Here is a 26,719-nt window from a genome sequence, read left to right as displayed (position 1 = left end):
ATGAGCCGGGACAAGCGCACCCTTGAATTCTACGTGCTGGCGGCATTCTTCGCCCTTTTCGTGCTGTTTCTCTACGGCCCGCTCTCGGCGATCCTGATCCTGTCCTTCCAGGGCGAGAATGGCGGGCTGACCTTTCCGCTGAACGGCGTTTCGCTGCACTGGTTCGCCAATCTGTTCGAACGCCAGGCGGTCGGTGATTTCGGCGGCAGCTTCAAACGCTCCTTTATTCTTGGCCTGATGGTGATGATCGTCACCGTCGGCGTGTCGCTGCTTGCCGGTCTTGCCTTTCGGCAAAAATTTCGCGGCGCCACCGCATTGTTCTATCTGGCAGTCGCCAGCCTGGTCGTGCCGTCGATCATCATCTCGCTCGGCATCGGCGTCGTCTTCCAGCAGATCGGCTTTCGTCCCGCCTGGTACACCTCTGCTTTTGGTGCCCATCTGACCTGGACCTTGCCTTTCGGCGTGCTGATCATGTTCGCGGTCTTCAACCGGTTTTCGCCGGCCTATGAGGAAGCCGCGCGGGACTTGGGCGCGACCTCCTGGCAGACCTTCGCGCATGTCGTGCTGCCGATGATCGCGCCCAGCCTGATCGGTGTCGGCCTGTTCGGTTTCACCTGTCCTATGACGAGTTCGCCCGCACCCTGATGACCTCGGGCACGTTCAACACGCTGCCGCTCGAAATCTACGGCATGACGACGAATGTGACGACGCCAGTGCTCTATGCGCTGGGCACCGTGACCACGGTATTTTCCTTCCTGGTGATTTTGGCGACGCTCGGCGCAATCGCCTATGTCGGCGGCCGTCGGCCGCGAGCTTGAGAGAACCGCAGTGCAGATCCTCGTCGTCAATCCGAACACCACCGCCAGCATGACCGAAACCATTGCAGCGGCGGCGCGGCTCGTCGCCGCCGCCGGAACGGACATCGTCGCCGTCACCTCGACGATGGGTCCGGTTTCGATCGAAGGCTACTATGACGAGGCGCTTGCCGTGCCGGGCCTTCTGGTCGAGATCGCCGCCGGCGAGCGCTCGGGCGCGCTGGCTGCGATCGTCGCCTGTTTCGACGACACTGGGCTGGATGCGGCGCGCGCCATGGCCAACATTCCGGTCATCGGCATCTGCGAGGCAGCGCTCAGCGCGGCCTCGTTCATCGCCCAGCGCTTCACCGTCGTCACCACGACCGAGCGCTCGCGCGTGCCGGTCGAAGCGCTGGTGCAGCGCTATGGCATGGCAGGACGGGCACGCGTGCGCGCTGCCGACATTCCGGTTCTTGCGCTCGAAGACCCAACCTCTGATGCGATCCTGAAGCTGCGCGGCGAGATCGCGCGCGCGCTCGACGAGGATCGCGCCGAGGCCATCGTGCTTGGCTGTGCCGGCATGGCCGATCTCGCCGCCGCGCTGCGGCGGGAGTTCGGCGTTCCGATCGTCGACGGCGTCGGCGCCGCGGTCAAGCAGGCCGAGGCACTGATCGCGCTTGGCCTGTCGACGTCCAAGCGTGGCGCCTATGCAAACCCGCTGGCAAAGCCCTATCTTGGCGCATTGAAGTCCTTCGCCCCCGGTACCGTAGCCGCCGAGTGAGGCAATGCGCCGAACGATCAGAACGCTCGCACTTGAAGACGTAAAAATCCTTGTCGACTGGGCGGCAGCGGAGGGCTGGAATCCCGGTGTTGGCGATGCCGTGGCGTTCCATGCGGCGGATCCAGAGGGCTTCATCGGCGCCTTTGTCGATGGCGAGATGGTGGCCGGTATTTCGGCCGTCGCCTATGGCGACGATTTCGGCTTCATCGGTCTCTACATCTGTCGGCCGGACAGGCGCGGTGAGGGCCATGGCAAGGCGGTCTGGGATGCCGGCATGGCGCGGCTCGGCGACCGTACGGTCGGCCTCGATGGTGTCGTCGAACAGCAGGCCAATTACCGCAGCATGGGTTTTGCGCCGGTCTACCGGACGATCCGCTTCGTCGGCACGCCGAACGCTCCGGCAGCTGCCGACAGCGACATTTGCGTCATAGGCGCGGAACTCATGGCTGACGTTCTGGACTACGACAGCCGGTTCTTTCCCGCTCCGCGGCGATCCTTCCTAAAACACTGGCTGCGCCCGCCGCACATCGCGCTTGCGATCGTCAGGGATGGCGCCATGGCGGGCTACGGCGTCGCGCGCCGCTGCCGGGACGGTTGCAAGATCGGCCCGCTCTTTGCCAATAGCCTGGACGCGGCAAGCCGCCTGTTCGCGGCCCTCGCGCTCATGTCGGGTCCCGAAAACGTCCATCTCGATGTTCCCGAGCCCAGTGGCAGTTTTGCAGGTCTGTTGTCGTCCGCCGGTCTTCAACCAGGTTTCGAGACTGCCCGAATGTACAGGGGGCGCGCGCCGCAGCTCATGCAGTCCGGGGTCTTTGCGATAACGACCCTGGAGCTTGGCTGAGGGCAGGCATCAGATTTTTGTGCGCAGTGCCGGCTGCCCACGCAACGGTATTCAATGTTACCTGCGGCGGGGTCAGCTAGCCTGCCTCATCCAGTCGGTCGTGTAGTCATCTCCGAAAGGGATGAAGGCGCCGCCAAGTTTCCGCATGCGCTAAAACGTTCGCACGCCTCGATGTGCAGCGTTCCAGTCGCGCCAACGCATCAATTTGGGATAGAAGCCGGTCGACGGGAGAAATACTCTTCTGAGAGGCGGGAACAATACCGTCGAAGTGCTGTTAGGTCAGCTCCTCTAACGGAGATAGGCCATGTTCTTGCGCGTCGACAAGCTTCAGATCGAATTACCGGCACCGGCCCAACAGGATGTCAATGCCGCTTCAGCGCTCCAGGAGTTGCTTGGCGGAAAATACGGAGAAATGTCCACACTCGGTAACTACCTCTTCCAAAGCTTCAATTTCCGATCGAAGAGCAAGTTGAGGCCGTTCTACAGCCTGGTTGCGGCCATAACCGCCGAAGAGCTTGGCCATGTCGAATTGGTCAGCAACGGGGTGTCGATGCTTGCGAACGGCCCTGATGAACCCGGCGCTGACACGGTAGGTCCGACAGATATCACCGGCGCGCCGTTCGAAATGATGAAGGACGCGAGGCTGGCTGCCGGATTTTTGTCGCATGGTGGTGGCGCCGTGCCGATCGATTCAAACGGCCTGAGCTGGAACAAGGATTTTGTTACAACGACCGGCAACGTCATTTTCGACCTCCTCCACAATTTCCATCTCGAATGCGGAGCCCGCCTTCACAAACTGCGGGTCTACGAAACCTTGTCGGACCCAACCGGACGGGAGGTCTGCGGATATCTGCTGGTAAGGGGATCGGTGCACGCCCATGCCTATGCCCTCGCGCTCAAACAGATAACGGGTGTCGAAATCGAGAAGATGCTTCCGACGCCCAACATTCCGCTGGCCAACATACCGGAGAGCCAGAAATATCTTGAGGAAGGCTCGCACCGACGCCTTTATACATTCAGCCCCGAAGATTACCGTGAAATAGCCGGCATCTGGGGCAATGGCGAAATGGCCCTCCCGGACGATCCTCCAGGTGAATTGGAGGTGGTCGAGGGAATGCCAGAGGGCGGAAAGATCCAGGAGTTGGTGGGAGAGCCGTCAGCTTTCACACCGGACTACGCGCCTGAGGAAATGTACGAGATTGCTACCAAGCTTTACAAGGCGTCTCGGTAGCGAACCTCGAGCGGTTAGCGAGCTTGTCGAAGCCCGCTAACCTCCCTCATCCAGCCGGTCGCGCGCTCCGGCTAATACAATGGCTTGGCCATGTGCCGGGGTGCCGGCCATTCCGTCGTGATCCCGGGCTGCACCGGCCGCTCGAGATAGGTCGACAGAACCACATAGCTTCGCGTCGAGGTCACGCCGGGCGTTTCGTAAAGACGCGACAGCAGGCCTTCTAGCGCCCTTGTGTCCTCGGTGCGGACCTTGATCAGCATGCATGTGTCGCCGGCCACCGAATGAATCTCCTCGACTTCGGGATGCTCGGAAATCGCCATCAGTTCGGGGGTCTTTCCCCAACCCTTGGTGTCGATGTGGACGAAAGCGAGCAACGGCTTGCCCACCGCCTTGGGATCGATGATTGCCGCGGTGTTGCGGATGGCGCCGCTGCGCCGAAGCCGCTTCACCCGTTCATGCGCGGCCGGCGGCGACAGGCCGACACGATCACCGAGCTCGGCATAGCTGACCGTGGCGTCGTCGACCAGAACGCCTAATATCTTTCGGTCGGTTGCGTCGACATCGCGGGCAGCAGGCCTGTTCTGCAGAATGCCATCTGTTTCTTCATCCATGGTGAAATTCCTTATTGATACAGAATTTAATACGGCGATTATTGCCATATGTCGAACAGTGATCAAGTCGCAACATTCACGGCAAGGCCGCCTATCCCGGCGCTCGCCTATCTCTTGACCGGATGCATCGCGGTGATCGGCTCGAACTCGCTGGTTCTCGGTCCGATAGCGCCGGCGGTGGCCGCATCGTTTGCGACGAGCGTGCCGGCCGTCATGATCGCGTCCGCTGCGTTCGGGCTTGGAACGTCGGCAAGCGCCCTGTTCCTGGCCCGCCATATCGATCGGCTCGGCGCCCGCCCCATGCTGCAAGGGGCGTTGCTGCTGCTGGCGGTCGCGCTTCTCGCCAGCGCCGCCGCGCCGACGGTAACGACGCTGGTTGCAGCCCAGCTTCTCGCCGGCATCGCCGCCGGTATCGCCATGCCGGCAATCTACGCCAGCGCCGCTGCGATCGCGCCGCCTGGCCGCGAAAGTGGAACTATCGGTGTCGTGCTGACCGGATGGACCCTGAGCATGGTCGCCGGCGTCTCATTGTCGGCGGTGCTTGCCGATCTGGTGCATTGGCGCGCCGTTTTCGCAGCGGTTGCGGTGCTTGCGGCGCTCGCGTTGACCGGCCTTACGCTGACGTCGTTGAGCGATGTCAGGAAAAGCGGCCCGGCGCCGACGCCGCTCGGCGCCTTGGCCGTTCCCGGCATAGTGCCGCTCCTGGTCGCCTGCGGCGCCTTCATGACCGCATTCTACGGCGTCTATGGGTATCTTGGCGATCACCTTCACAATGGCTTGGGACGGCCGGTCAGCGCCAACGGCTTGGCGGCGCTCGCTTATGGCGCCGGCTTTGGCATGGCGGCACTGCTTGACGGCGTGATCGATCGGCTTGGCGCGCGACGTGTCATGCCGTTCGCCTATCTCCTCGTCGCGGCCGTCTATGTCGCGCTGGCCGCGGCAGGCAGTAGTTTCCATCTGACCATCGCGATGGTCGCGCTCTGGGGCCTTGCCAATCATTTCGGGCTGAACGTCCTGGTGATGCGCCTCTCGGCGCTCGATCCGGCGCGGCGCGGCACGATCATGGGCCTGAACAGCGCAGTGACCTATCTCGCGGTGTTTGTCGGCACCACCGCCTTCGGACCGCTCTATTCCAGCTTCGGCTTTGCGGCATCGGCAATGGTCGCCGCGCTGCTCATGCTGGTTGCCGCTGCGGCGGCGGCGTGGCATTCGCCGCGGCCCGTGTAGTCGCGGAGCCACGCGGCGGCAGCGCTTGCGCTCCCCGCCTTTCCTTCGATAAATGCAAAATGAAAGTGCCACAAAGCTCTGTATACGGGTATCCGGCTGTGAGCCTGTCTGGACAAGCGATGAACATGACGCTTGAAACCACCGCCGACCCTTCGCCGAAAGAACTCGCTTTTCTCGGGGAGCGGCTCAGCGCGTTCAACGACAGCGAAGTCGGTCCGGCCAACAGGAAGGTGCTCGCCGTGTTCGTGCGCGATGAGCACCGAGCGGTTGTCGGCGGCATCTCGGGATACACCGCCTGGGGCTGGCTCTATGTGCAGTGGCTGTGGGTTGATGAGCGGCTGCGCGGCCAGCGCATGGCCGGCAGGATGCTGGACGCAGCCGAACAGGAGGCCGTCGCACGCGGCTGTCATGGCGCCTTGATCGACACCTTCAATCCCCAGGCGGCCAAGGCCTATGAGCGTCAGGGATATCGGCCGTTCGGCGTGCTTCCCGATTTTCCCGCCGGTCGCAGCCGCGTCTTCCTGCAGAAGAAACTGCTGGCTTGATCAGCCGGCAAGGCGTCCGCCGCGCATCGGCTGCGGCACACCGGTGGTGGTCGGAAAACTGATCGGCAGGCCCCTGAGCACGCGAACCGCCAGGAAGGCAAAGCACTCCGCCTCGACCGCGTCACCCTTCCAGCCGAGCGCCTCCGCCGGCACCGCTTCGACGCCGGCGCGGCTGGCGAGCATGGCCATGATCGTCGGGTTGTGGCGGCCGCCGCCGCTGACCACCAGCCGCTTCGGCCGGTGCGGCAGGAGGTCGAGCGCCTTGCCGACGGCCGCAGCGGTGAAGGCCGTCAGCAGTGCGGCACCATCCTCAGCGTTCATCCCGTCCGCCATGGCTGCGCCGAAATCGAACCGGTCAAGCGACTTTGGATAGGGCTTGGCCAGGTAGGGATGCTGCAGGAGCTTGGCCAGCCGGTCTTCGTCGACGGTGCCGGTCCGCGCCAGCGCGCCGTCGCGATCCATGTCGCCCAGCCCTTTCGCCTTGATGAAATCGTTAAGCGGCGCATTGGCCGGTCCGGTGTCGAAGGCGACGACATTGTCCTTGCCGTCCCACCAGGTGATGTTGGCGACGCCGCCGAGATTGAGCACCGCCGTGTCGCCGCTGATATCGGCATCGCGCAGCAGCGCGGCGTGATAGGCGGCCGACAGCGGCGCCCCCTGCCCGCCGGCGCGCATGTCGGCCGAACGGAAATCATAGGCGACCTTGGTCCCCAGTATGGCATGCATCAAAGCCCCATCGCCGAGCTGGCGGGTCTGGCCGAGCCGGCCGGTTTGCGGGGCGCGATGCAGCACGGTCTGGCCATGGAAGCCGACGACGCCAATATCGGCCATCGTCAGCCCGTAGCTTTCGACCAGATCCCTGACGGCTGCCGACTGGGCGCGCGTCAGCGCTTCTTCGGCTTCGCGAAAGATCGCCGGTTCCGGTCCGGCAAAATTCCACGCCCTGGCCTGATCCAGCGTCTCCTCCAGCAGCGTCCGGATCGATCCGGGGTAGGGCGCCAGTGTGTAGGTGCCGAAATCCGCGATCCGCTCGCCGTCGGTCTTGATCAGCGCAACATCGATATTGCCGTCCAGCACGGTGCCGGTCATCAACCCGACGGCCCAGATTTTCGCAATCATCATTTGTTAGGCTCCGTTGGCGCGATCGCCTACCGGTGGGCGAATCTCGATAATCCCGCTGTCGAAATGATGTGTCGGATGGATCCGTTTGGGGAGCAAGGTCTCCCATGCCCCTGCCTTTGTCGAAGTCGATCCATCCTGGATACTGGTATACCGGTATCCAGACAGCTCACGCCGTCTTTTCGCCGATCGCCTTTCGCAAAAACCCGCCCGCATTGTCGAGCGCCTTGCGCGCCTCTTCGATGCCCAGCCCGGTGATTGTCACCAGTATCGCCAGCTTGACGTCTTTGCCGGTCTGGTCGAGCGCCCGTCGTGCCTGCTGCGCTGTGCAGCCGGTGGTCTGCATCACGATCCCGACCGCCCTGGCGACGAGCTTCTTGTTGCTGGGATTGAGGTCGACCATCAGGTTCTGGTAGCTCTTGCCGCTCCGGATCATGCTGGCTGTCGTCAGCATGTTGAGAACCAGCTTTTGCGCGGTTCCCGACTTCAACCGGGTCGAGCCGGCGAGAACCTCGGGGCCGACAAGCGGAGAGATGGCAATGTCGGCAATGCCGGCAATGACTGACCTGGGGTTGCAGGAAAGTGCCACCGTCGTTGCTCCCACCTGCCTTGCATAGGTCAAGCCGCCAATGACGTAGGGTGTGCGGCCGCTGACCGCGATGCCGACCACCACATCGTCGGCGGTCAACTTGATGCCCTGCAGTGCCTTGATGCCTTGTTGCGGATCATCCTCGGCGCCTTCCACAGCCCGCACCAGCGCATTCGGGCCGCCGGCGATCAGGCCGAGCACCATGCCCTCGGGCACGCCAAATGTCGGCGGACACTCCGAGGCGTCGAGAACCCCCAGCCGGCCGCTCGTGCCGGCGCCCATATAGACAAGCCGCGCGCCTTTTTGAAACGCACCAACGATCCGGTCTACCGCGGCAGCAATTTGCGGAATGACCTTCTCGACGGCGGCCGGAACGCCGCTGTCCTCGTCATTGATCATGCGCAGGATATCGATGGTCGGCAGCAGGTCGATATCCATCGTCCTCGGGTTCCGATCCTCGGAAACCAGCCGCTCCAGCTCCGCCATCAACTCCTGTTCGTTCATCCGCCTGCTTTCAAACTTCTTGCCATCGGCAACAAGTAATGTGATGCGGCGCCGGGCGTTGACCAGTACCAGAGACTGGCATCGACAGGCTCGTCAGCCAAACAAATGTTGACAACATCATCTGTTGTTGATCAAAGTTCAGCATGAATTGCGCGGACCGGGGTGAGGCGATGGACGACCTTGGAGCACAGGAACAGGCAGTGCTGGATCTCATTGCGGCGAACCCGTTCGCCGGCCAGCAGGATATAGCGACCGCGCTCGGCATTGCCCGCTCGACCGTCGCGGCCCACATCGTGCAGCTCGTCAACAAGGGCTACATTCTTGGCCGCGGCTATGTCTTGCCGGCGTCCAAGCGCATGATCTGCATCGGCGGCGCCGTCCTCGACCGCAAGTACCACGCCAGGAAGGATCTGATCTTCGGGACGTCGAACCCGGTCGCCGGCTACCGCAGCTTCGGCGGCGTCGCCCGCAACGTCGCCGAGAACCTTGTCCGCCTCGGCGTCGACATAAGCTTCGTTTCGATTGTCGGCGACGACGAGACCGGCCGCTCGCTGGTGCGGCATCTGCGCGACCTCGGCGCCGACGTCAGCCAGGTCATCACCACCACGGAGCGGCCGACGGCGGAATATGCGGCTATCCTCGATCTCAACAACGATCTCGTGCTCGGCATCGCCGACATGGAGATCTTCGATCTGTTTTCGCCCTCCTGTCTCGACCGTTTCTGGCCGCATCTGGCTTCGGCGAATTGGGTGTTCATCGACTGCAACCTGCCGGCCGCGACGATCGCGGCGCTGATGTCACGCAAGCAGGGCGCACGCTTCAAGCTCGCCGTCGACACGGTGTCGTCGCCGAAATCGGCGCGCCTGCCGAAGGACCTGACCGGCATCGACCTTTTATTCACCAACCATGACGAGGCCAATACGATGCTTGGCATCACCGATGCCGACAAGCGGCTGAAGCCGAAAGAGGCAGCGGCGGCGCTGCGCGCGGCCGGCGCCAGCGGGGTGATCGTGACCATGGGCGCGCACGGATTTGCGGTCGCGACCGAAGGCGGCGTGGCAACGATGCGTTCCGTCCCGGCCCGCGCCGTCGACATCACCGGAGCCGGCGACGCAATGATTGCCGGCACCCTGTACAAGGTGCTTTCGGGCGATCCCGTGCTCGACTCGGCGCGCACCGGGGCGTTGCTCGCCACGCTGACCACCGAGAGCGAATCCAGCGTCCATCCCGATCTGTCGCCGCGCTTCCTCACCGCCGGCATGTACCGCATTCCCGCCTGAAAGCCAGACGACCCCTGAAAGCGAAATGACGATGAAACCTTCCCTTCTCCACCTGAACGACGAAGTCGCGGCAGCACTTCGTGAAGGCCGCGCGGTGGTGGCGCTGGAATCGACGATCATCACCCACGGCATGCCCTATCCAGCCAATCTGGAGACTGCCCGCGGCGTCGAGACCGTGGTGCGCGAGAATGGCGCCGTGCCCGCCACCATCGCGGTGGTCGCCGGCAAGATCAAGGTCGGGCTCGACGACCGCGAGCTGGAGCAGCTGGCAGCGGCAAAGGACGTGGTCAAGGCGTCCGGGCGCGACCTCGCCGCCATTATGGTGGGCGGCGGCTCGGCCGGAACCACGGTTTCGGCGACGATGCGGATCGCTGCATTGGCGGGCATCGGTATTTTCGCGACCGGCGGCGTCGGCGGCGTGCATCGCGGCGCCGAAGCCAGTTTCGATATCTCGGCCGACCTGACCGAACTCGGCCAGACCGGCACGACCGTCGTCTGCGCCGGCGTGAAATCGATCCTCGATATTGCAAAAACGCTGGAATATCTGGAGACCCAGCGCGTGCCGGTGATTGCCTACCAGAGCGACGACTTTCCGGCTTTTTATACGCGCTCCAGCGGACTTAAAGCCGATCACCGCCTCGATACGCCGCAGGACATTGCGCAGGCCATGCTGCTGCACGAGCAGATCGGCTCGGGCACAGGCATCCTCGTCGCCAATCCAATTCCGCAACTGGATGCGCTCGATCCAGCCTTCATCGATGACACGATCGCCGCGGCGGTGGCGGAAGCCGAAAAACGCGGCATCGGTCGCAAGGAACTGACGCCGTTCCTGCTCGCCCGCATCAACGAGCTTTCGCAGGGCCGCAGCCTGAAGGCCAACATCGCGCTGGTCCGCAACAACGCGGCGCTCGCTGCCCGCATTGCCGTGGCGCATGCGGGATTGAAGGACATGAAATAGCGGAACTGCCGGCCACAATCGCTGACCTGTCCAGCCGCTTTCCAGCCGCGACAGGGAGTTCGGCAACCCTCTGGAACATGGGGCTCAGTCGTCCGCCCTGGGCGCCTCGGTCTCGGCGCGAACCAGCTTGATGTCGGCTCCCGCCGCCCAGGCGCCGATATCCTCGCGGCGCAATGCCGCCGCCATCATGTCTGGAAACAAATCCGGCGTGCAGGCGAAGACCGGAATGCCAAGTGCGGCAACCGAACCTGCCATTGCCGGATCATAGCCGGGCCGGCCTTGGTCGGTCAGTGCCAGAAGCACGACGACATTGACGCCGGATCGAACCAGCGCCGCCAGCCGCCGCAGCAATTCCTGGCCATTGCCGCCCTCGTAGAGGTCGGTGACCAGCACCAGATGCGACTTGGTTGGCCGCTCGATACGGTCGGCGCAATAGGCGACGGCCTGGTTGATATCGGTGCCGCCGCCGAGCTGCACGCCGAACAGCACTTCGACGGGATCGCTGAGTTCTTCGGTAAGGTCGACGATGGCCGTATCGAAACAGACGAGCTTGGTGCGCACGACCGGCAGCGAGGCCATCACTGCCGCGAAGATCGAGGCGTAGACGACCGAGCTTGCCATCGAGCCGGACTGGTCGACGCAGAGAACGACTTCGTCAAGGTCGACTAGCCGACGCTGCTTGCGCATGAAACCAACCAGCTTCTCCGGCACGATAGTTTTGTGCTCGGGCTGGTAGTGGCGAAGGTTCGCCGAGATGGTGCGCTGCCAGTTGATATCGCGCGCACGCGGACGTTTGGTGCGCTTCGATCGGTCGAGCGCGCCGCGTATCGCCTCGGCGGTCTTCTGCTCCAGCTTCTGCATCAGCTTGGCGACGATGTCGGCGATGATCGTGCGGGCGATGTCCTTGGTCTTGGCCGGCATGACTGAACGCAGTGAAATCAGGTCGGCGACCAGGTTGACGTCCGCCTCGATCGCCTTGAGGAACTCCGGCTCCATCAGCATCTGCTTCAGGTCCAGCCGTTCGAAAGCGTCCTTCTGGACGATCTGAACGACCTGCGCGGGAAAGAAGGAGCGAATGTCCCCCATCCATTGCGCAACGCGCGGTGCCGAGCGGCCAAGCCCGCCACGCCGCTTGCGCGGGTCACTGGCCGCCGCGCTGGCACCATCGCCGTAGAGAGCATCGAGTGCCGCCGAAAGTCGTTTGTCGTCGCTGGAAAGTGCCGCCGACGCCTCGTCATCGGCGCCGATCGCCAGGCGCCAGCGGCGCTCCCCTCCGGCATCGGCCGTGCGTGGGCCGGGCCCGTTCATTTCGCCCTCGTCATCCATTGCCGTTTCCTCCCATGAGCAATGGTCCAAGCCGTTCCAGGTGTCGGCGCCATGCCTCGCCGCCGTCCGGCGTCGGCGTCAGGCCAGCCGGCAAGCGCGCGGCGCGGCCGAGAATCGCTTCGATCAGCCGCCGGCGCTCCATGCTGTCCAGATTGGAAAAGACGCGGCGCAGCAACGGCAGGTGCGCGATGAAAGCATCTTCGTCGAGAGATTTGAGCCAGGAATCGACCGCGCTGCGGAGACCTTCGTCATAGATCAGCCGTTGACCAGCTGTGCTGAAGAAGCCCTCGAAGAACCCCGCCGCCTCGGCGACTGGCGTGCCCGGCGACAGGCGTCGCCCGAGCAGCTCGGCTGCGGCTTCGGCGGACAGGCGGCCGGCCTCGTAGAGCAGGTGCGCGGCGCATCCGGCCAATAGCGCCGTCGCCCGCGACCCCTCGAGAACGGCAGCCAGCCCGTTGCGCCATCCGTTCAGCACGTCTTCCCCCGGCTCCACCAGCCTGATCGCCTCATCGGCCTTGCGCATCGCTCTTACCAGCGTCGCGGCGGCCTGCTCATCCAGGTCGCGTGCCGCATAGGGAAGTGCGATCGCACCTTCGACGATCAGCCGCTCCATGAGGCCGGAAAGCCGGTTCGTCTCGGTTTTGCGCGCCTCGCCGTAGCGGATGATGTCGGCGAGCGGCGGCACCGAGGCCAGAATCTCCAGGCATTCGCTGCTGCGCGCCGCGCGCGCCTCCAGGGCCGCGAGACCGGCGGTCGATGCTTCCGACAGGCCTGCCGTGATGGCGCCCTGGACCAGTGCCGCAAGCGTATCGAGGGTTGCTGCGGCTTGGATGATCTGTATCAGGCGGCCGTTGGCAGCCTTTTCGATGGTCGGCCCGTAGATCAGGTTCTCCACCAGGCGAACGGCATATTCCGGCTCCCAGGCCAGGGTCCACCGCTCGCGGAACGTGCCACGGCTGCGACCGGCGTCCGTCAACTTGCCCCAATGCACACCAAGCACGTTCAGCCGATGCAGCAATGTCGAACGAAACAGCCCGCTGTCGCTTCGCAGGTCGACGGATAGTTCCCGCTCCAGCGCTTCAGGTTTCAGCCGCGCCGCCTTCTGGTTGCGCTGCAGATCCTCGATCAACGGCGCCAACGGCGTGTCGGGTGGAATTTCGCCGACGTCCGCACCTAGAAGCAGCTCGGCCTCGACCACGGCCCACAGCAACGCTTCGCCGTTGAACAGAGCCGCAATTGCGGCGTCGCGCAATTCCTCAAACCCGGGTTTCGGCCGCTCGCGAATCGCGGCGAGCGTGCGGGCGAGCCGCTCCGCTTCGATCAGCGAAGCGGTCGAGACCAGGTGACCCTTCACCCGCAGCACCGCTGCAATCATTGCAAGCCACAAGGTTGCTGCATCGCGCCGGCCGCGCGTGCGCCAGAGATGCTTGCACCAGCCGGGTGCGACGACGCCCGCGCCATAGCCGTAGCCCAGCGCCAGACGCGGTCCCGTCCACGGCGCCCATGTCATCGTGCTCTTGCGTCTCGCAATCCCCTTAAGCAGGGCTTGATCGTTTTTCTGCATGTGTGTCGCCTGCAGTGCCGGCACATGCCACGCCCCGCAGACGACGGCGATAGGTCCGTCGAATTCCTTGCGCGCCGCAGCGATTTCGAGCCGCATATGCGCTTCGCGCTGGGCCTCGAACTGCGCGATCGAGCCTTCACCATCCCTCAGCGTTATCATCGCGTCGGAGATGGCGGCGAATATGGGGCCTGGTTCCGGATTCTGCTCGATGATGTCCGACCACCAGCTTTCGCCATCCTCATAGCCGGCGGCGCGGGCCAGCGTGCCTATCGGATCACGCCGATGCGGAGCCACATCATCACGCTTGCTTGACTCCTTCGCATCGTCAGCATCGACTTTTTCCGCGCCGTCGACCGCCGCTTCCGAGAAGCGCGCCGACGACGGCAGGTCGATGAAGCGCAACGCCGCCTTGTTGTCCACGGCCCAAAGGACCGCCTGATATTCCGGCGAGAACTCGGCGAATGGCCAGAAGCTTGTCGAAGCCGGATCCTCCTCCGAATAGCAAAGCAGTGCTACCGGCGGCTGCATCTCCGGGCGGGCCAGCAACGGCAGCAGCGCGGAGGCATCGATAGGCCCCTCGATCAGCACGGCGACCGGCTGCAAATCCTGCAATGCCTGCACAAGGCTGTCGGCGGAGCCCGGCCCGTGATGGCGTATGCCGAAATAGGCGACGTCGCTGTGCCCCATGACGCGTCAGATCGCTGCGTTCAAGGCCGCATAGTAGCCCGCATAGTCAGGCCGCTTCTTGAGCACTGTTTCCAGATATTCCTCAAGCACTGCCTTGTCCTGTACCGGGTCTTTAACGATCGCGCCGACAAGGCTGGCGGCGAGACCTTCGGCGCCGAGCTTGCCGCTGTCGAACCACGCCGCTTGGCTCAGCCCGCCAACCATCGTCGCGATCGCCTCGGCGGTCGACAGCGAGCCCGAGGGCGTCTTCAGCGTCACCTTGCCGTCGGCGGTCGCACCGGACCGCAATTCACGGAAGATGGTCAATACCCGGGCTATCTCCTCGCCGACATTTTTCGGCACCGGCAGGTCGAGCCCGCCGGCCATCTCGTCGACCCGCTTGGAGACGATCGCCACCTCTTCAGCCATGTCTTCCGGCAATGGCAGCACCACGACATTGAAGCGACGCTTGAGTGCCGAGGAGAGTTCATTCACACCCTTGTCCCGATTGTTTGCCGTGGCAATGACGTTGAAGCCGCGCTGGGCATAGATCGATGTGTTCAATTCCGGGATCGGCATCATCTTTTCGGAAAGTACGGTGATCAGCGTGTCCTGCACATCCGAGCCCATGCGCGTCAGTTCCTCGAGCCGGCAGAGCTTGCCGGTCTGCATGGCGCGGTACAGCGGCGTCGGCACCAATGCTTCCTGGCTCGGGCCCTTTGCCAGAAGTTGCGCATAGTTCCAGCCATAGCGGATCTGGTTCTCGTCGGTGCCGGCCGTGCACTGCACGATCAGCGTCGAGTCGCCCATGATGGCGGCGGCCAGATGTTCCGACACCCAGGATTTGGCCGTGCCGGGAACGCCGAGCAGCAACAATGCGCGGTCGGTGGCGAGCGTTGCCACCGCGGTCTCCATCAGTCGGCGGCGACCGACATATTTTGGCGTTACCGGCGTGCCGTCACCGGCCTTCCCGCCCAGCAGATAAGTCAGCACAGCTTGTGGCGAGAGGCTCCAGCCGGCAGGCTTTTGCCTGTCGTCACCGCGCGCCAGCGCCTGCAATTCAGAGGCATAGGCCTGCTCGACCGGGAGACGGATGGCAGCGTTCATGTGAATTCTCCGGATTGATCATGTGTCGGTTCTAGACTGATGTTCGGCCAGCGCCGCGTTGAGACGCAGGACACTGAGTGATGGGGCTGCGGGCGGCATGCCGGCTGCGACGACCTCGTCGATCAATTTTGCTGCCGTGGTCGCCGTGGCAAGGAAGCCGATCGTTTCCAGTATATCGTCGGCGCCTCGGCGCATGGCGTCGTCGTTTCCCGCAACGGCGGACCCCAGCGCCGCAACAGCCGACCCATTCGAAAGATCGCCCCATTCCAGCCAGCCAGCATCAATGCCTTCCGCCAGATTGATCGCGTTGAGGTAATTCGCTTGCTTGAGGATCAGCCGGACGAGGGCTCGTTTTCTGCGACTGTCCAGGCGCGGCGTGAGGTGCAGTACGAACAGCGCTGGCTTGCCGCCATCGGCGACAAGTGCGTCGGCCATATGCGTCACCGCGGCGTCGCTCCCCGAAGCGGCGACCATTCGTGCGATCAGGATGTCGGCATTGTTGTCGGCGCCGAATTGCCAGGCGCCTATGAACTCAGGTTCGGTAGCACTGAACCGCGCGGCCAGGTCGACGAGATTGCAGGTCTCGAACAATTCGGCGCGACGCGTTTCCTGCGCCGGCGATTTCAACTTCGCCGGCGTGTAGATGCTGCGGCGGCGGATGAAGCCGGATTTGCCTTCGCTGATGAAAGCGGCGAGTTCAGCTGCGGGATCACCCGGTCCGCCATCGTCTGAACGGCCGTGCTCTCCCAACCTTGCCAGCAGCCGGCCAGCCAGTTCGCGCACCTTGCCGGACCTGTCGGCGGAAAGGCTTTTAAGGAACGGCGCGTCCTCAGGATTCAGGCCGAAGCGCATGAGTTCGACGAGCGCAAGCCTGACCTCGGCGGGCTCGCCCGACGCCTTGGCCTCGATCAGCAGTCGAGCCGAAGCCGGTTCACTGCGGCGCATGTCTGCCAGCGCGATGCGTCGCGCGGCGGGATAGAACTCATCCCAATTTTCCGCCGTCAGTTTCTCTTGCGGGGCATGTCTCTCCCCGTCCACGCTTGCTTGCCAGTCGATCCAGGGGGCGTAGACGTCCGGACTGTTCTGATCCGACGCGACGGGCATCCAGTCCATCGGATGGAGCACAAAGCCGCGGCTGGCGACAAGCGTCACCACGCGCGTCTTGCGTCGCGCGTCGACCGCATGTTTCAGAGCGGCTCTCAACAGCGGCCGCAACCGCTCCGGCAGCATCGGGAGCGCAAGCCTGGGCAGCGGCGGCCGGCGCTTGAGCGTCTTCGGCGCCGCCGGCCGCAGGGCGACGTCGAGCGCTTGTGCTGCGATTGCCAGGAGCCGGCGCTCCTGCTCGTCGGGACTTGCACCGCCGGCGATCGTCTTCCAGGCGGTCGGAGCCAGATCGAAGGTGGCTCCGCCGGTGATCCAGCAATCGCGCATTGTCGCCAGGCCTGTTTGCTCGCCCTCGTTCACGACAGGTCAAGCCTCCCGAATCCGCTTTGAGCCGCCAGAAGGTCAAGCCGGGCGCCATCCCAGAGCGCTGCCGTGGCCGCAAGGTCGAGGCCGAGCAATGTTTGATTGACAGCGCCTGCGATCGGCAAGGCGATCCCTTGCGGATCATCCGCGGCCTGCCACCAGCCTGTGCCGCGGTCATCGACCAGGATCGCACCAGGCGGCAGTATGAGAGGACAATCGGTAATCCAAGGCGCAGCATCCTGATAGGAAGCATGCGTGGCGAGTGGGTCCTTTGCAGCGCCAAAGCTGAAATCAGGCCACGCGCCGGACGTCACTTCACCCATGCGTTCTGCCACCAGTGCGCGCAGCGGCTTGCGTGATGGATAGAAGACCAGCCGGGCATCGAAACGATCGCCCGGCGCAAAAGCGTTGGACCGGCGTCCGGCAGAAGCCGGAAAATAATCGAGCAGCACGGCAAATTGCGGGGTAGCGCACTTCAGATCGAGCAGCCAGGTCGAATGGCTGACGAGACCGTCACGGCGGCTCTCGATCTTCTCGCCCAGAACCTCCCAGAAGCTTTCGACCTGTCTTGCATCCGGATTGGCCAGAACCTGTTCGCGGGTTTCAGAGGTCGATACGAGGCGCTTCAGCTCTGGGTCGTCGGGCGACGCCCGCCATGCCTTGGCCAGCAGCACAAGCTTGCCAAGCTCACGGATCGCCGCATCCGGTTTTTCTTCGCTGCGCAGCGCCATCAGCCGCGAAGGGATCTCGTCGATGCGACCGGCAAGCGCGGTTGCCTTCATGTCGACCAGCCGCGCGGCAATCCGGCGGCAACGGTCGCCGCTGCCGTCGACAAACCCGGAAAGACCAAGCCGCAACTGGTCGGCGATCCATTGATCGAGTTCATCGAGCGCCGCCGACACTGCTTGTCGTGTGTCTTCCGCCCGCTTGCGCTGCGCAGCCTCACGACGCTCCACCGCCGCACCGTCTTCGACGGCGGCGCTGTCGTCCGTCCGTGCAGCCTCATCAATGCTTTTGGCTGCCACACCTTCTATCGGTTGCGCTGGCGGTGGCGTCGTCTTCCTGCGCCGGCCAAGCCAGTCATTCACCCATTCAGGCGAGGATTCAGCGGCTGCAAAACTGGCTGGCGCGGTGGCGGCAATCCACATCAGCGCCAGCGTGTGCTTGCACGGGAATTTTCGCGACGGGCAGGTGCATTTGTAGCCGTGATCGCCGGTGTCGACCACCACCCGATATGGATTGGAGCCGGAGCCCTGGCATTCACCCCAGATGAGCGCCTGGGGCTCATGCTTTTCGAGCCGCGGCCAGTTCGATCGTTTGGTCAGCTTGGAGGCGGCGCTCAGCGACGCCTGATCGGGAGCAAGCGCCTCAATGGTCTTCAAATCGAATTCCAAGCCGCGCCCCTCGTGACTCGAACCAAACACCTGTCGCCAGGATAGATAGCCGTTCGTGAAGAATTATTGTAGCTCTCGCAATGTGAAGATCGATACTTCTCGGCCCCTGTCCTCCTTGCCCGAATTCGCCTGATCCGCAAGCGAGCTCCACCGCCATTCGGCGGGCAGAGCATTTTCAGCAAATCGGCGGTTGGCGTCGGTCAGCCCAGTTATGCGCTCATTGAACGGGAGCAGGCCTTTGCGGCCATGCAACTGGTTCGCTTGGAGCGAGCCGTTCAGCCTTTGCCCTTCAGGTCGACAGGCATGGCATTTCAGACTGGCACCGCCCTGCACGATGGCTGCTTCAGCAGGCCTTTTTTTGCCCTCTCAAGGTGATTTGAACGCTGCGACGCTTGACTCCTGCGACACCTTGTGAAAAATTTTGCATCACCTGATAAAAATATCTTAGGGCGGAAATGGTTGGTTTTGGAAACGGCCTCCTGCGCGACGATGAAACCAGTATGGCGACGCGCGCCGCCTGGCTCCATTATGCTGGCGGGCTGACCCAGTCGGAGGTTGCCAAGCGGCTTGGCCTGACCAGCCTCAAGGCGCATCGCCTTATCACCAAGGCCAATCAGGAAGGGCTGGTCAAAGTCTATATCGACGGCGAAGTGTCGGAATGCGTCGCGCTTGAAGACGATTTGTCCAGCCGCTACGGCCTCGATTATTGCGAGGTCGTTCCCGACTTCGATGGCGAGGACTTGCCGCTCAAGGCGCTCGGCATCGCCGGCGCGCAGTTCCTCAAGCGTGAGATCGAACGCGGCGAGGATACGCTGATCGGCGTCGGCCATGGCCGCACGCTCGCCGCCTGCGTCGAATATCTGCCGCGCATATCGGCCGAAAAGACCCGATTCGTCTCATTGCTCGGCGGCCTGACGCGCAAGTTCTCGGCCAATCCGCACGACGTCATTCACCGCCTGGCCGAACGGACCGGCGCCGAAGCCTATGTGATGCCGGTGCCGATGTTCGCCAACACGGTCGAGGATCGAACCGTGCTGCTTGGGCAGAAGGGCATCAGCGAGGTTTTTGATCTCGGCAAGGCCGCCGACCTGCTCATCGCCGGCATCGGCACTGCCGAGCGCGAGGCCTCGCTGGTCGCTACCGGAATGATCGAGAAGGGCGAAATGGAGGAGATCCGACGCAACGGCGGTGTCGGCGAACTGCTCGGCCATTTCTTCGACGATGCTGGAAAGGCGGTCGAGACGACGCTTTCCAACCGCGCGCTGGCGCTGGCGCGCGAAGACATCAGCAATCGCAGGATTGTCGCCGTTGCCGGCGGCAAGGTGAAGGTTCGTGCCATCAAATCGGTGTTGGAGGGCCGCTATCTCAAGGGCCTGGTCACCGATGAGCGGACGGCGCGAAAACTCGTGGAGCAGACGCCGGTCGGGTAGCCGGCAGCCATTCGATTGAAACTACCCTGTGGAGGAGAAGACAAATGCATGAGAAAGAAAAAGACCTGATCGACGCGTTCCTGCGCGGACAAGTCGATCGTCGTGGGCTGATCAAGGGCCTTGGCGCGATGGGCCTTGCCGCCGGCACGGCCGGAACGCTGCTCAACCTGGGGCAGACCCGTGCGCTGGCGGCGGATTTCGACTGGCAGGCGCACAAGGGCAAGACCATCAAGCTCTTGCTCAACAAGCATCCTTACGCGGATGCGATGATCGCCAACCTTGAAAACTTCAAGAAGTTGACCGGCATGGAAGTCGTCTACGACGTCTTCCCGGAGGATGTCTATTTCGACAAGGTCACCGCTGCGCTGTCGGCCAGCTCGCCTGAATACGATGCCTTCATGACCGGCGCCTACATGACCTGGACCTATGGCCCGGCCGGCTGGATCACCGACCTTAACGAGTGGATCAAGGATCCGACCAAGACCAACGTGAACTATGCCTGGGACGACTTCCTGCCCGGTGTCAGGAAGTCCTGTGCCTGGAACGGTCAGCCCGGCGGCGTGCTCGGTTCCGACGACGCCAAGCAGTGGTGCATTCCGTGGGGCTTCGAACAGAACAACATCACCTACAACAAGGGCATGTTCGACAAGGTCGGGGTCAGCGTTCCCGGCAATATGGACGAGATGGTCGCTACGGCGGCCAAGCTCACCAAGGATGTCGGCGGCGGCGTCTACGGCATCGGCGTGCGCGGCTCGCGCTCCTGGGCGACGATCCATCCCGGCTTCCTGTCGGCCTATGCCAACTTTGACCAGAAGGACCTGAACGTCTCGGCTGACGGCAAATTGTCGGCCGCGATGAACACCGCCGAATCCAAGGCCTTCCACAAGCAGTGGGTCCAGATGATCCAGGAGAGCGGCCCCAAGGACTGGTCGACCTACACCTGGTATCAGGTCGGCACCGACCTTGGCGCCGGCGCCTCGGCGATGATCTTCGACGCCGACATCCTCGGCTACTTCATGAACGGCGGCGACAACAAGATGGCCGGCAAGCTCGCCTTCTCTGCCTTCAAGGCCAATCCCGCCGCCAAGGCTCCGACGCCCAACATCTGGATCTGGTCGCTGTCGATGTCCAATTTCTCGAAGGACAAGGACGCCACTTGGTACTTCATGCAATGGGCATCAGGGCCCGAGCATGCACTGTTCGGTGCGACTGAGATGGACTTCGTCAATCCGGTGCGTCAGTCGGTCTGGAACGACCAGATGTTCCGCGAGAAGCTGAACAAGAGCTATCCGGGTTATGTCGAGATGTTCGACGTTTCGGCGCCCGGCGCCAGCATCAAGTTCACCCCGCAGCCGCTGTTCTTCGATCTGACCACCGAATGGGCGGCGACGCTGCAGAAGATGGTGGCCAAGGAAGTGCCGGTCGACGAAGGCCTCGACATGCTGGCCAGCAGCGTCGACGGCCAGCTCAAGGAAGCCGGGCTCGGCTGAGTCCTGGCGGCCGGCCGGCCCGCTGCTGCGGGCCAGCCGGCCATTCCACTGCGAAGCGGCGCCTGGAGCATCGGACCCAAATCGGTTTTGGGAAATTCCGATGTTCAAACAACGGCGGTGCCGCCACTCGCCCAACCGGCCGCCTAGCTCCCTGGGCGGCCGGCAGGGCGAAGCAACAGAGATGACGGGTGAGCCACGATGACTACGGCGACAATGCAAAGAAACAGGCCTTCCGGCTTCAGGATCAGCAAGAAAGTGCTGCCCTATGTGCTCAGCCTGCCGGCCTTGCTCGTCTGCATCGGCATCCTGATCCCGTTCTTCACGTCGGTCGTCTACTCGTTCCAGCGCTACCGGCTGAGCCAGCCCTGGGCGCGGCAGTTCAACTGGGGCGACAACTACATCTCGTTTTTCACCGACCCGAGGTTCTGGAACACGCTGGAGATATCGCTGCTCTATGCCGGCATCACCGTGCTGCTTGAACTGCTTCTCGGTCTCGGCATCGCCATGCTGCTGCAGAAGCGCTCGACGCTGAACAACTTCATCTCGATCATGCTGTTGATGCCGCTGATGACGGCGCCGGCGCTTGCCGCGCTGATGTGGAAGCTGATGACCAATCCCGGCTTTGGCGTGCTGAGCTACCTCGCCAGCCTGATCGGATTGCAGGATTTCCGCTGGGCTTCGTCGCCGTCGACCGCGCTTTTCACGGTGGTGCTTGTCGATGTCTGGGTCTACACGCCCTTCATCATGATCCTGCTGCTTGCCGGCCTGCGCAGCCTGCCAACGCAGCCCTTCGAGGCGGCGGCACTTGACGGCGTGCCGCGGAGTTTTGTGTTCTTCCGCATCACCTTGCCGATGCTGACGCCCTACATCCTGACGGCGACGCTGTTTCGCCTGCTGGATTCCATCCAGCAGTTCGACATCATCTATGCCATGACCCAGGGCGGTCCGGGCGACACGCTGACCGTCTTCCAGGTCGAGGCCTATCTCAATTTCTTCCAGTCGACCAATGTCGGCCGCTCGGCGGCGCTGATGATCATCCTGTGGGCGATCACCTATTTCCTCTCCAACATCTTCATCAAGAACTGGCTGCGGCTGCGCGAACGCGCCCGCGGCCTGGCATAGGAGGCCGGGATGGAACACACCTCGCTTCTCGAACGCATCCTGCGTGGCATAGCGCTGACGCTGGTCGTGATCTTCTTCATGTTCCCGATCGTCTGGATCCTCATGATGTCCTTCCAGACCAACGAGACCATCCTGCGGATTCCGCCGCAGCTTGTCTTCAAGCCGACGCTGGCCAACTACACCGCGCTGATCACCGGCAAGCTGACCACGGCGGCCGGCACGCTCGACATCGCCTTCATGCGCAACCTGTGGAATTCGGTGTTCCTGTCGGTCACCTCGGTCGCCGTCGCGCTGCTGCTCGGCGTCCCCGCCGCTTACGCCTTTGCCCGGCACAAATTCCGCGGCTCGGAGGACATCGCCTTCACGCTGCTGTCGTTCCGGTTCGCGCCGGCGCTGCTGGTGCTGCTGCCGCTCACCCTCTATTTCCAGAAGCTTGGACTGGCCAACACCTATATCGGGCTGATCTGGGTCTATCAGCTGATCTGCCTGCCGCTGATCCTGTGGATCGTGCGCGGCTATTTTGAGGACATCCCGGCCGATATCGAATATGCCTATCGCATCGCTGGCCATTCCTGGTTCGCCACCTTCCGCAAGATCGCGCTGCCGCTCGCCGGCCCCGGCATCGCGGCTGCCGGCCTGCTCGCCTTCATCTTCGCCTGGAACAATTTCATCTTCGCGCTCGTGCTCGCTTCGGCCGACAAGCAGCCGGTGACGGTCGGCGCGCTCGCCTTCATCACCTCCTCCGGCATCCAGTACGGCCAGATCTCGGCAGCGATCGTGCTGTCGATCACGCCGACGCTGGCGCTCGCCCTTTACGCGCAGCGCTATCTCGTCGAAGGCCTGTCGCTCGGCGCGGTGAAAGGATAGCTTCGATGGCCAGCCTCGAATTGCGAAATGTCGTCAAGCGCTACAAGAGCCAGACTGTGCTCGACAATCTGTCGTTGAGCGTCGCGGACGGCGAAACCCTGGTCCTGTTCGGACCGTCCGGCGCCGGCAAGACGGTGCTGCTGCGGCTCGTCGCCGGCGTCATCGACCCTGATGAGGGAAAAATCTTCATCGGCGGCGAGGACATGACCGATCTTGACGCCGAGTTCCGCGGCGTCGGCATGGCATTCCAGAATTTCGCGCTGTTTCCGCACATGACCGCCTTCGACAACATCGCCACGCCGCTTCAGGCCAAGCGATCGTCGCAAAGCGCGATGAAGGCGGGTGTCGAGAGCGTCGCCAAGCTGCTGAAGATCGGCCACGTGCTCAGCCATAAGCCACGGGCGCTGTCCAACGGCCAGAAGCAACGCACCGCGCTCGCCCGCGCTCTGGTCGGCTCGCCGCCGGTGCTGCTACTCGACGACCCGCTGCGCAACGTCGATGCCAAACTGCGCTTCGAAATGCGGCTCGAACTGCCGAGGCTGCTGGCAGATCGCGGTGCGACCGTCGTCTACGTCACCCAGGACTACAAGGAGGCCATGGCGCTCGGCGATCGCATCGCGGTGATGTCGCAAGGCGTCATCAAGCAGCTCGGCACGCCCGAGCAGATCTATCGCGAGCCGGCCAACATCGAGATCGCGCGGCTGTTCGGCGATCCGACAATCAACCTGCTCGACGTCAAGCCGTCGCGCGATGCCAAGGGCATCTATGTCGGTCTGTCGAATGTCCAGGTCCATCTGACCGGCGCCTATGACGCCACGGTCGGCCGCGATTGCGTGATCGGCTTGCGGCCCGAAGCGCTGCGCTTCGTCGACGAAGGAACACCCGCGGCCATTCCGGTGACCGTCGAGGCGGAGACGCCGCTCAACGAAAAGATCGTCACGCTGGTGCGCACCGTGCGCGGTCGCGAAATCCTGGTCTCCCGGCCGGCCGGAACAGCGGGTCAAACCGAGGGCAGGGCCCATATCGCCGTCGACGGCAAAAGCGCCCTGCTGTTCGATCGTGCCAGTGGCGACCGTATCGGCTCGAAAAACGTCGTCAATTTGCGCAGCGGAGAAGCGGCATGAGCCAGAGCGCACTCACCATTTCCGGCGTCGACAAATTCTACGGCCCGATCGACCGAGGTGTGCACGCCGTTCAGAATCTGACGATGGAAATCGACAAGGGCGAGATCGTCGCACTGCTCGGCTCGTCTGGCTGCGGCAAGACTTCGACATTGCGCATGATCGCCGGCTTCGAAGAGGTCTCGCGCGGCAGCATTTCGGTTGCCGGCCGCAAGGTGCACACGCTGCCGCCGGTCAGGCGCAATGTGGCGATGGCGTTCGAGGGCTATTCGCTGTATCCGCCGCTGACCGTGCGCGAGAACATGGCGTTTGCACTGAAGGCGGCCAGGCTGCCGAAAAGTCAGGTCGACGCGAAAGTTGCCAGCATCGCCAAGCTGCTCGAGATCGAGGACATTCTTGAGCGCTATCCGAGTTCCATCTCCGGCGGCCAGCAGCAGCGCGCCAGCCTCGGCCGGGCACTGATCCGCGAGGCCGACCTGCATCTGCTGGACGAACCGATGGGCCAGCTCGAGCCGCAGCTTCGCGCGGTGCTGCGCGGCCGCATCAAGCACTTCATCAAGGAGCGCGGCTTGACCGCGATCCTGGTCACTCACGACCAGACCGAGGCCAATGCATTGGCCGACCGGATCGCGGTGATGGAAGGCGGCGTGCTGCAGCAGTTCGATACGCCCAATATGCTCAAGCAGCGGCCGGCCAACCTGTTCACCGGCACGTTCGTCGGCGAGCCGCCGATGAATGTCTTCGAGGCCTATGTCGGCACGGCCGCCGACAAGATCAATCTGCGGCTGCCCGACGGGCTTTCACTCGACTATGACAAGGACGCGTTCAGCGGCTCGGTTCGCGACGAATTGCTCAAACGGCAGCGGGTCGTCATCGGTGTCAGGCCCTATGCGGTTCGCCGCTCGAAGGACGGCGTGCCGGCGACGGTTTCGGCCAACCAATGGCTCGGCGACCAGACCCATATCGCGGCGGATTTCGCCGGCGGCTCGCTGGTCCTGGTCGAACATGACCGGACCCGGCTGGAGCTTGGCGCGCCGATCAACATCAGCATCGATCCGAAAAATCTGCACGTCTTCGATCAGTCCAGCGGCATGGCCATTTCGCACGGCATGGAGCTTGCCTGATGCGGGATGTGCTAATCGGCATCGACGCCGGCACGTCTGTCATCAAATCCGTCGCCTTCGACACGGCGGGCCGGCAGCTCGCGGCCGCGGCGGTACCGAACCGGTACGAGACCTTGCCGGGCGGCGGCGCCGAGCAGGATCTGGCACGCACCTGGACCGATACGGCGACCACATTGCGACAGCTTGCCGACAAGGTGCCGGACCTCGCCAGCCGCATCATTGCGATCGCGGTGACCGGGCAGGGCGACGGCACCTGGCTGATCGACAAGGACGGTGAGCCGGTCGCCAAGGGCTGGCTGTGGCTCGACGCGCGCGCTGCCGCCATCGTCGAGGAGATCCGCGCGCGCCCCGATGACCGGCTTCGTTTCGAAAAGACCGGCAGCGGGCTCGCGGCCTGCCAGCAGGGGCCGCAGCTTGCCTTCATGAAGCGCAACGCGCCTGACAGGCTTGCCGGCGCCGCGACAGCGTTCCATTGCAAGGACTGGCTCTATTTCAACCTGACCGGCGAACGCGCCACCGATCCTTCCGAGGGCACCTTCACCTTTGGCGACTTTCGCACCCGCGGCTATTGCGACGAGGTGCTTGAGGTGCTCGGCGTCGCCGACCTCAGGCATCTGCTGCCGCCGATCGTCGACGGCACCAGGCATAGCGCCGGCCTGTCGGCGGCGGCTGCCAAAGCGACCGGGCTGCTTTCCGGTACGCCGGTGGTACTGGCCTATGTCGACGTGGCCTGCACCGCGCTCGGCGCCGGCCTGCTCGACCGCGAGCGCAAGCCTGGCTGCTCGATCATCGGCTCCACCGGCATGCATATGCGGCTTGCTCAGACGCCGGACGAGGTGCTGCTCAACGAGGCCAGGACCGGCTACACGATGACGATGCCGGCGCCCGGCGTCTTTGCGCAGATGCAGTCGAACATGGCAGCGACGCTCAACATCGATTGGATCCTTAGCCTCGCCTCCGGCATACTCGCCTCGCAAGGCATCACCCGCAGCAATGGCGAGATGATCGCGCTGGTCGACGAATGGATATCGTCATCGGAGCCGGCCTCGCTGCTCTATCAGCCCTATGTGTCGGAGGCCGGCGAGCGCGGGCCGTTCGTCGATGCCAATGCCAGGGCCGGTTTCGTCGGCATTTCGTCGCGGCACGGTTATGCCGATATGGTTCGCGCTGTTTTTGAGGGGCTGGCATTCGCGTCGCGCGATTGCTACGCCGCCATGGGGCCGTTGCCGAGCGAAATCCGGCTGACCGGCGGCGCGGCCAGAAGCCCGGCTCTGCGCAAGATCCTCGGCGCTGTCGTCGGCGCCGACATTCGCACCAGCCAACGCGAGGAAGCCGGTGCGGCGGGCGCCGCGATGATCGCTGCGGTCTGCGTCGGCCAATACAGTTCGATGGACGAATGCGTCGGCGAATGGGTCACGCCGCTGCTGGGCGCGACGGAACCGAGCGACCGAAAACTTGCCGCGATCTATGAGCGGGCGGTTCCGTCCTACACATTGGCGCATGAGGCGCTGCGGCCGGTCTGGCGGTCGATGGCCGCGTCCAGGGCAAACTGAGAAGTCGA

At 63.6% G+C, this 26,719-nt stretch carries 22 protein-coding genes and 2 pseudogenes; 15 read left to right on the top strand and 9 right to left on the bottom strand.

Going from position 1 to position 26,719, the window contains the following annotated elements; genetic code table 11:
- The 4 genes and pseudogenes from AC0L3O_RS04375 to AC0L3O_RS04360 all read left to right on the top strand — a co-directional run bounded on the left by AC0L3O_RS04375 (window position 1) and on the right by AC0L3O_RS04360 (window position 3,647).
- A pseudogene (locus AC0L3O_RS04375) lies at window positions 1–818 on the top strand (ABC transporter permease).
- Entirely contained in the window at window positions 790–1,575 is a 786-nt protein-coding gene (locus tag AC0L3O_RS04370) for an aspartate/glutamate racemase family protein (RefSeq protein WP_473534894.1), read from the top strand. The pseudogene AC0L3O_RS04375 and the gene AC0L3O_RS04370 overlap by 29 nt, the downstream one beginning before the upstream one ends.
- A 4-nt stretch (window positions 1,576–1,579) precedes the next feature.
- Window positions 1,580–2,416 carry a GNAT family N-acetyltransferase gene (locus AC0L3O_RS04365; protein WP_473534893.1) on the top strand — a complete coding sequence of 279 codons (837 nt, stop codon included), beginning with the start codon at window positions 1,580–1,582 and terminating at the stop codon, window positions 2,414–2,416.
- A 304-nt stretch (window positions 2,417–2,720) separates the two neighbouring features.
- The gene (locus tag AC0L3O_RS04360) at window positions 2,721–3,647 is read left to right on the top strand and encodes a manganese catalase family protein (protein ID WP_023800167.1); all 927 of its coding nucleotides are present in this window, start codon (window positions 2,721–2,723) and stop codon (window positions 3,645–3,647) included.
- Window positions 3,648–3,718: 71 nt separating this feature from the next.
- Here the strand turns inward: AC0L3O_RS04360 and AC0L3O_RS04355 are convergent, their stop codons facing one another.
- The gene (locus AC0L3O_RS04355; RefSeq protein ID WP_023800168.1) at window positions 3,719–4,258 is read right to left on the bottom strand and encodes an Lrp/AsnC family transcriptional regulator; all 540 of its coding nucleotides are present in this window, start codon (window positions 4,256–4,258) and stop codon (window positions 3,719–3,721) included.
- A 48-nt stretch (window positions 4,259–4,306) separates the two neighbouring features.
- On the opposite strand from AC0L3O_RS04355, the gene AC0L3O_RS04350 reads away from it, so the two are divergent.
- Window positions 4,307–5,485 carry an MFS transporter gene (locus AC0L3O_RS04350; protein ID WP_473534892.1) on the top strand — a complete coding sequence of 393 codons (1,179 nt, stop codon included), beginning with the start codon at window positions 4,307–4,309 and terminating at the stop codon, window positions 5,483–5,485.
- 119 nt (window positions 5,486–5,604) lie between these two features.
- A complete protein-coding gene (locus AC0L3O_RS04345; protein ID WP_236370212.1) occupies window positions 5,605–6,030 on the top strand; it encodes a GNAT family N-acetyltransferase in 426 nt (141 codons plus the stop codon).
- Here the strand turns inward: AC0L3O_RS04345 and AC0L3O_RS04340 are convergent, their stop codons facing one another.
- From AC0L3O_RS04340 to murQ, 3 genes and pseudogenes are all read right to left on the bottom strand, one after another.
- Window positions 6,031–7,146, bottom strand: coding sequence for an anhydro-N-acetylmuramic acid kinase (locus tag AC0L3O_RS04340; RefSeq protein WP_473615018.1), 1,116 nt, complete (start codon window positions 7,144–7,146; stop codon window positions 6,031–6,033).
- A gap of 9 nt (window positions 7,147–7,155) precedes the next feature.
- A pseudogene (locus tag AC0L3O_RS04335) lies at window positions 7,156–7,285 on the bottom strand (esterase); the annotation flags it as partial.
- 33 nt (window positions 7,286–7,318) lie between these two features.
- A complete protein-coding gene (gene murQ / locus AC0L3O_RS04330) occupies window positions 7,319–8,242 on the bottom strand; it encodes an N-acetylmuramic acid 6-phosphate etherase (protein ID WP_473534891.1) in 924 nt (307 codons plus the stop codon).
- A gap of 170 nt (window positions 8,243–8,412) precedes the next feature.
- Here murQ and AC0L3O_RS04325 point away from each other — a divergent pair, with 170 nt between their 5' ends.
- Window positions 8,413–9,522: a carbohydrate kinase gene (locus AC0L3O_RS04325; RefSeq protein ID WP_023800173.1), complete on the top strand. Its 1,110-nt coding sequence runs from the start codon at window positions 8,413–8,415 to the stop codon at window positions 9,520–9,522.
- Window positions 9,523–9,553: 31 nt separating this feature from the next.
- On the top strand, window positions 9,554–10,480 hold the full coding sequence (locus AC0L3O_RS04320; RefSeq protein WP_473614898.1) for a pseudouridine-5'-phosphate glycosidase: 927 nt from the start codon (window positions 9,554–9,556) through the stop codon (window positions 10,478–10,480).
- Window positions 10,481–10,564: 84 nt separating this feature from the next.
- Here AC0L3O_RS04320 and AC0L3O_RS04315 read toward each other — a convergent pair whose 3' ends face one another.
- Genes AC0L3O_RS04315 through AC0L3O_RS04295 form a run of 5 tightly spaced genes read right to left on the bottom strand, consistent with a single transcriptional unit; the run spans window position 10,565 to window position 17,992 of the window.
- The gene (locus AC0L3O_RS04315) at window positions 10,565–11,806 is read right to left on the bottom strand and encodes a VWA domain-containing protein (protein WP_473534889.1); all 1,242 of its coding nucleotides are present in this window, start codon (window positions 11,804–11,806) and stop codon (window positions 10,565–10,567) included.
- On the bottom strand, window positions 11,799–14,057 hold the full coding sequence (locus tag AC0L3O_RS04310; RefSeq protein ID WP_473614896.1) for a DUF5682 family protein: 2,259 nt from the start codon (window positions 14,055–14,057) through the stop codon (window positions 11,799–11,801). Before AC0L3O_RS04310 ends, AC0L3O_RS04315 begins: the two co-directional genes overlap by 8 nt.
- 6 nt (window positions 14,058–14,063) lie before the next feature.
- The gene (locus tag AC0L3O_RS04305) at window positions 14,064–15,143 is read right to left on the bottom strand and encodes an ATP-binding protein (protein ID WP_473534887.1); all 1,080 of its coding nucleotides are present in this window, start codon (window positions 15,141–15,143) and stop codon (window positions 14,064–14,066) included.
- An 18-nt stretch (window positions 15,144–15,161) separates the two neighbouring features.
- On the bottom strand, window positions 15,162–16,607 hold the full coding sequence (locus AC0L3O_RS04300) for a DUF5691 domain-containing protein (protein WP_473614895.1): 1,446 nt from the start codon (window positions 16,605–16,607) through the stop codon (window positions 15,162–15,164).
- Window positions 16,604–17,992, bottom strand: a complete 1,389-nt coding sequence (locus tag AC0L3O_RS04295) for an SWIM zinc finger family protein (RefSeq protein ID WP_473614894.1) — start codon at window positions 17,990–17,992, stop codon at window positions 16,604–16,606. Before AC0L3O_RS04295 ends, AC0L3O_RS04300 begins: the two co-directional genes overlap by 4 nt.
- Window positions 17,993–18,459: 467 nt before the next feature.
- Between AC0L3O_RS04295 and AC0L3O_RS04290 the strand changes: the two genes are divergently transcribed.
- The 7 genes from AC0L3O_RS04290 (at window position 18,460) to AC0L3O_RS04260 (ending at window position 26,711) form a co-directional block, all read left to right on the top strand.
- Window positions 18,460–19,434 carry a sugar-binding transcriptional regulator gene (locus AC0L3O_RS04290; RefSeq protein WP_027152561.1) on the top strand — a complete coding sequence of 325 codons (975 nt, stop codon included), beginning with the start codon at window positions 18,460–18,462 and terminating at the stop codon, window positions 19,432–19,434.
- Window positions 19,435–19,478: 44 nt separating this feature from the next.
- Window positions 19,479–20,924 (top strand): ABC transporter substrate-binding protein, encoded by a 1,446-nt coding sequence (locus AC0L3O_RS04285; RefSeq protein ID WP_128167495.1) that lies wholly within the window; start codon window positions 19,479–19,481, stop codon window positions 20,922–20,924.
- A gap of 198 nt (window positions 20,925–21,122) precedes the next feature.
- Window positions 21,123–22,046: a carbohydrate ABC transporter permease gene (locus AC0L3O_RS04280; protein ID WP_473534882.1), complete on the top strand. Its 924-nt coding sequence runs from the start codon at window positions 21,123–21,125 to the stop codon at window positions 22,044–22,046.
- Between the two features lie 9 nt (window positions 22,047–22,055).
- Entirely contained in the window at window positions 22,056–22,913 is an 858-nt protein-coding gene (locus AC0L3O_RS04275) for a carbohydrate ABC transporter permease (protein ID WP_023800184.1), read from the top strand.
- A 5-nt stretch (window positions 22,914–22,918) separates the two neighbouring features.
- Window positions 22,919–24,037, top strand: a complete 1,119-nt coding sequence (locus AC0L3O_RS04270; protein ID WP_027152564.1) for an ABC transporter ATP-binding protein — start codon at window positions 22,919–22,921, stop codon at window positions 24,035–24,037.
- Window positions 24,034–25,158, top strand: a complete 1,125-nt coding sequence (locus AC0L3O_RS04265) for an ABC transporter ATP-binding protein (protein WP_473534881.1) — start codon at window positions 24,034–24,036, stop codon at window positions 25,156–25,158. The genes AC0L3O_RS04270 and AC0L3O_RS04265 overlap by 4 nt, the downstream gene beginning before the upstream one ends.
- On the top strand, window positions 25,158–26,711 hold the full coding sequence (locus AC0L3O_RS04260) for an FGGY family carbohydrate kinase (RefSeq protein WP_473534880.1): 1,554 nt from the start codon (window positions 25,158–25,160) through the stop codon (window positions 26,709–26,711). The genes AC0L3O_RS04265 and AC0L3O_RS04260 overlap by 1 nt, the downstream gene beginning before the upstream one ends.
- The last annotated feature ends 8 nt before the right edge of the window (window positions 26,712–26,719 follow it).

It is taken from the genome of Mesorhizobium sp. WSM4810 (assembly GCF_055811235.1).
This window is presented reverse-complemented; position numbering and strand designations above follow the sequence as displayed.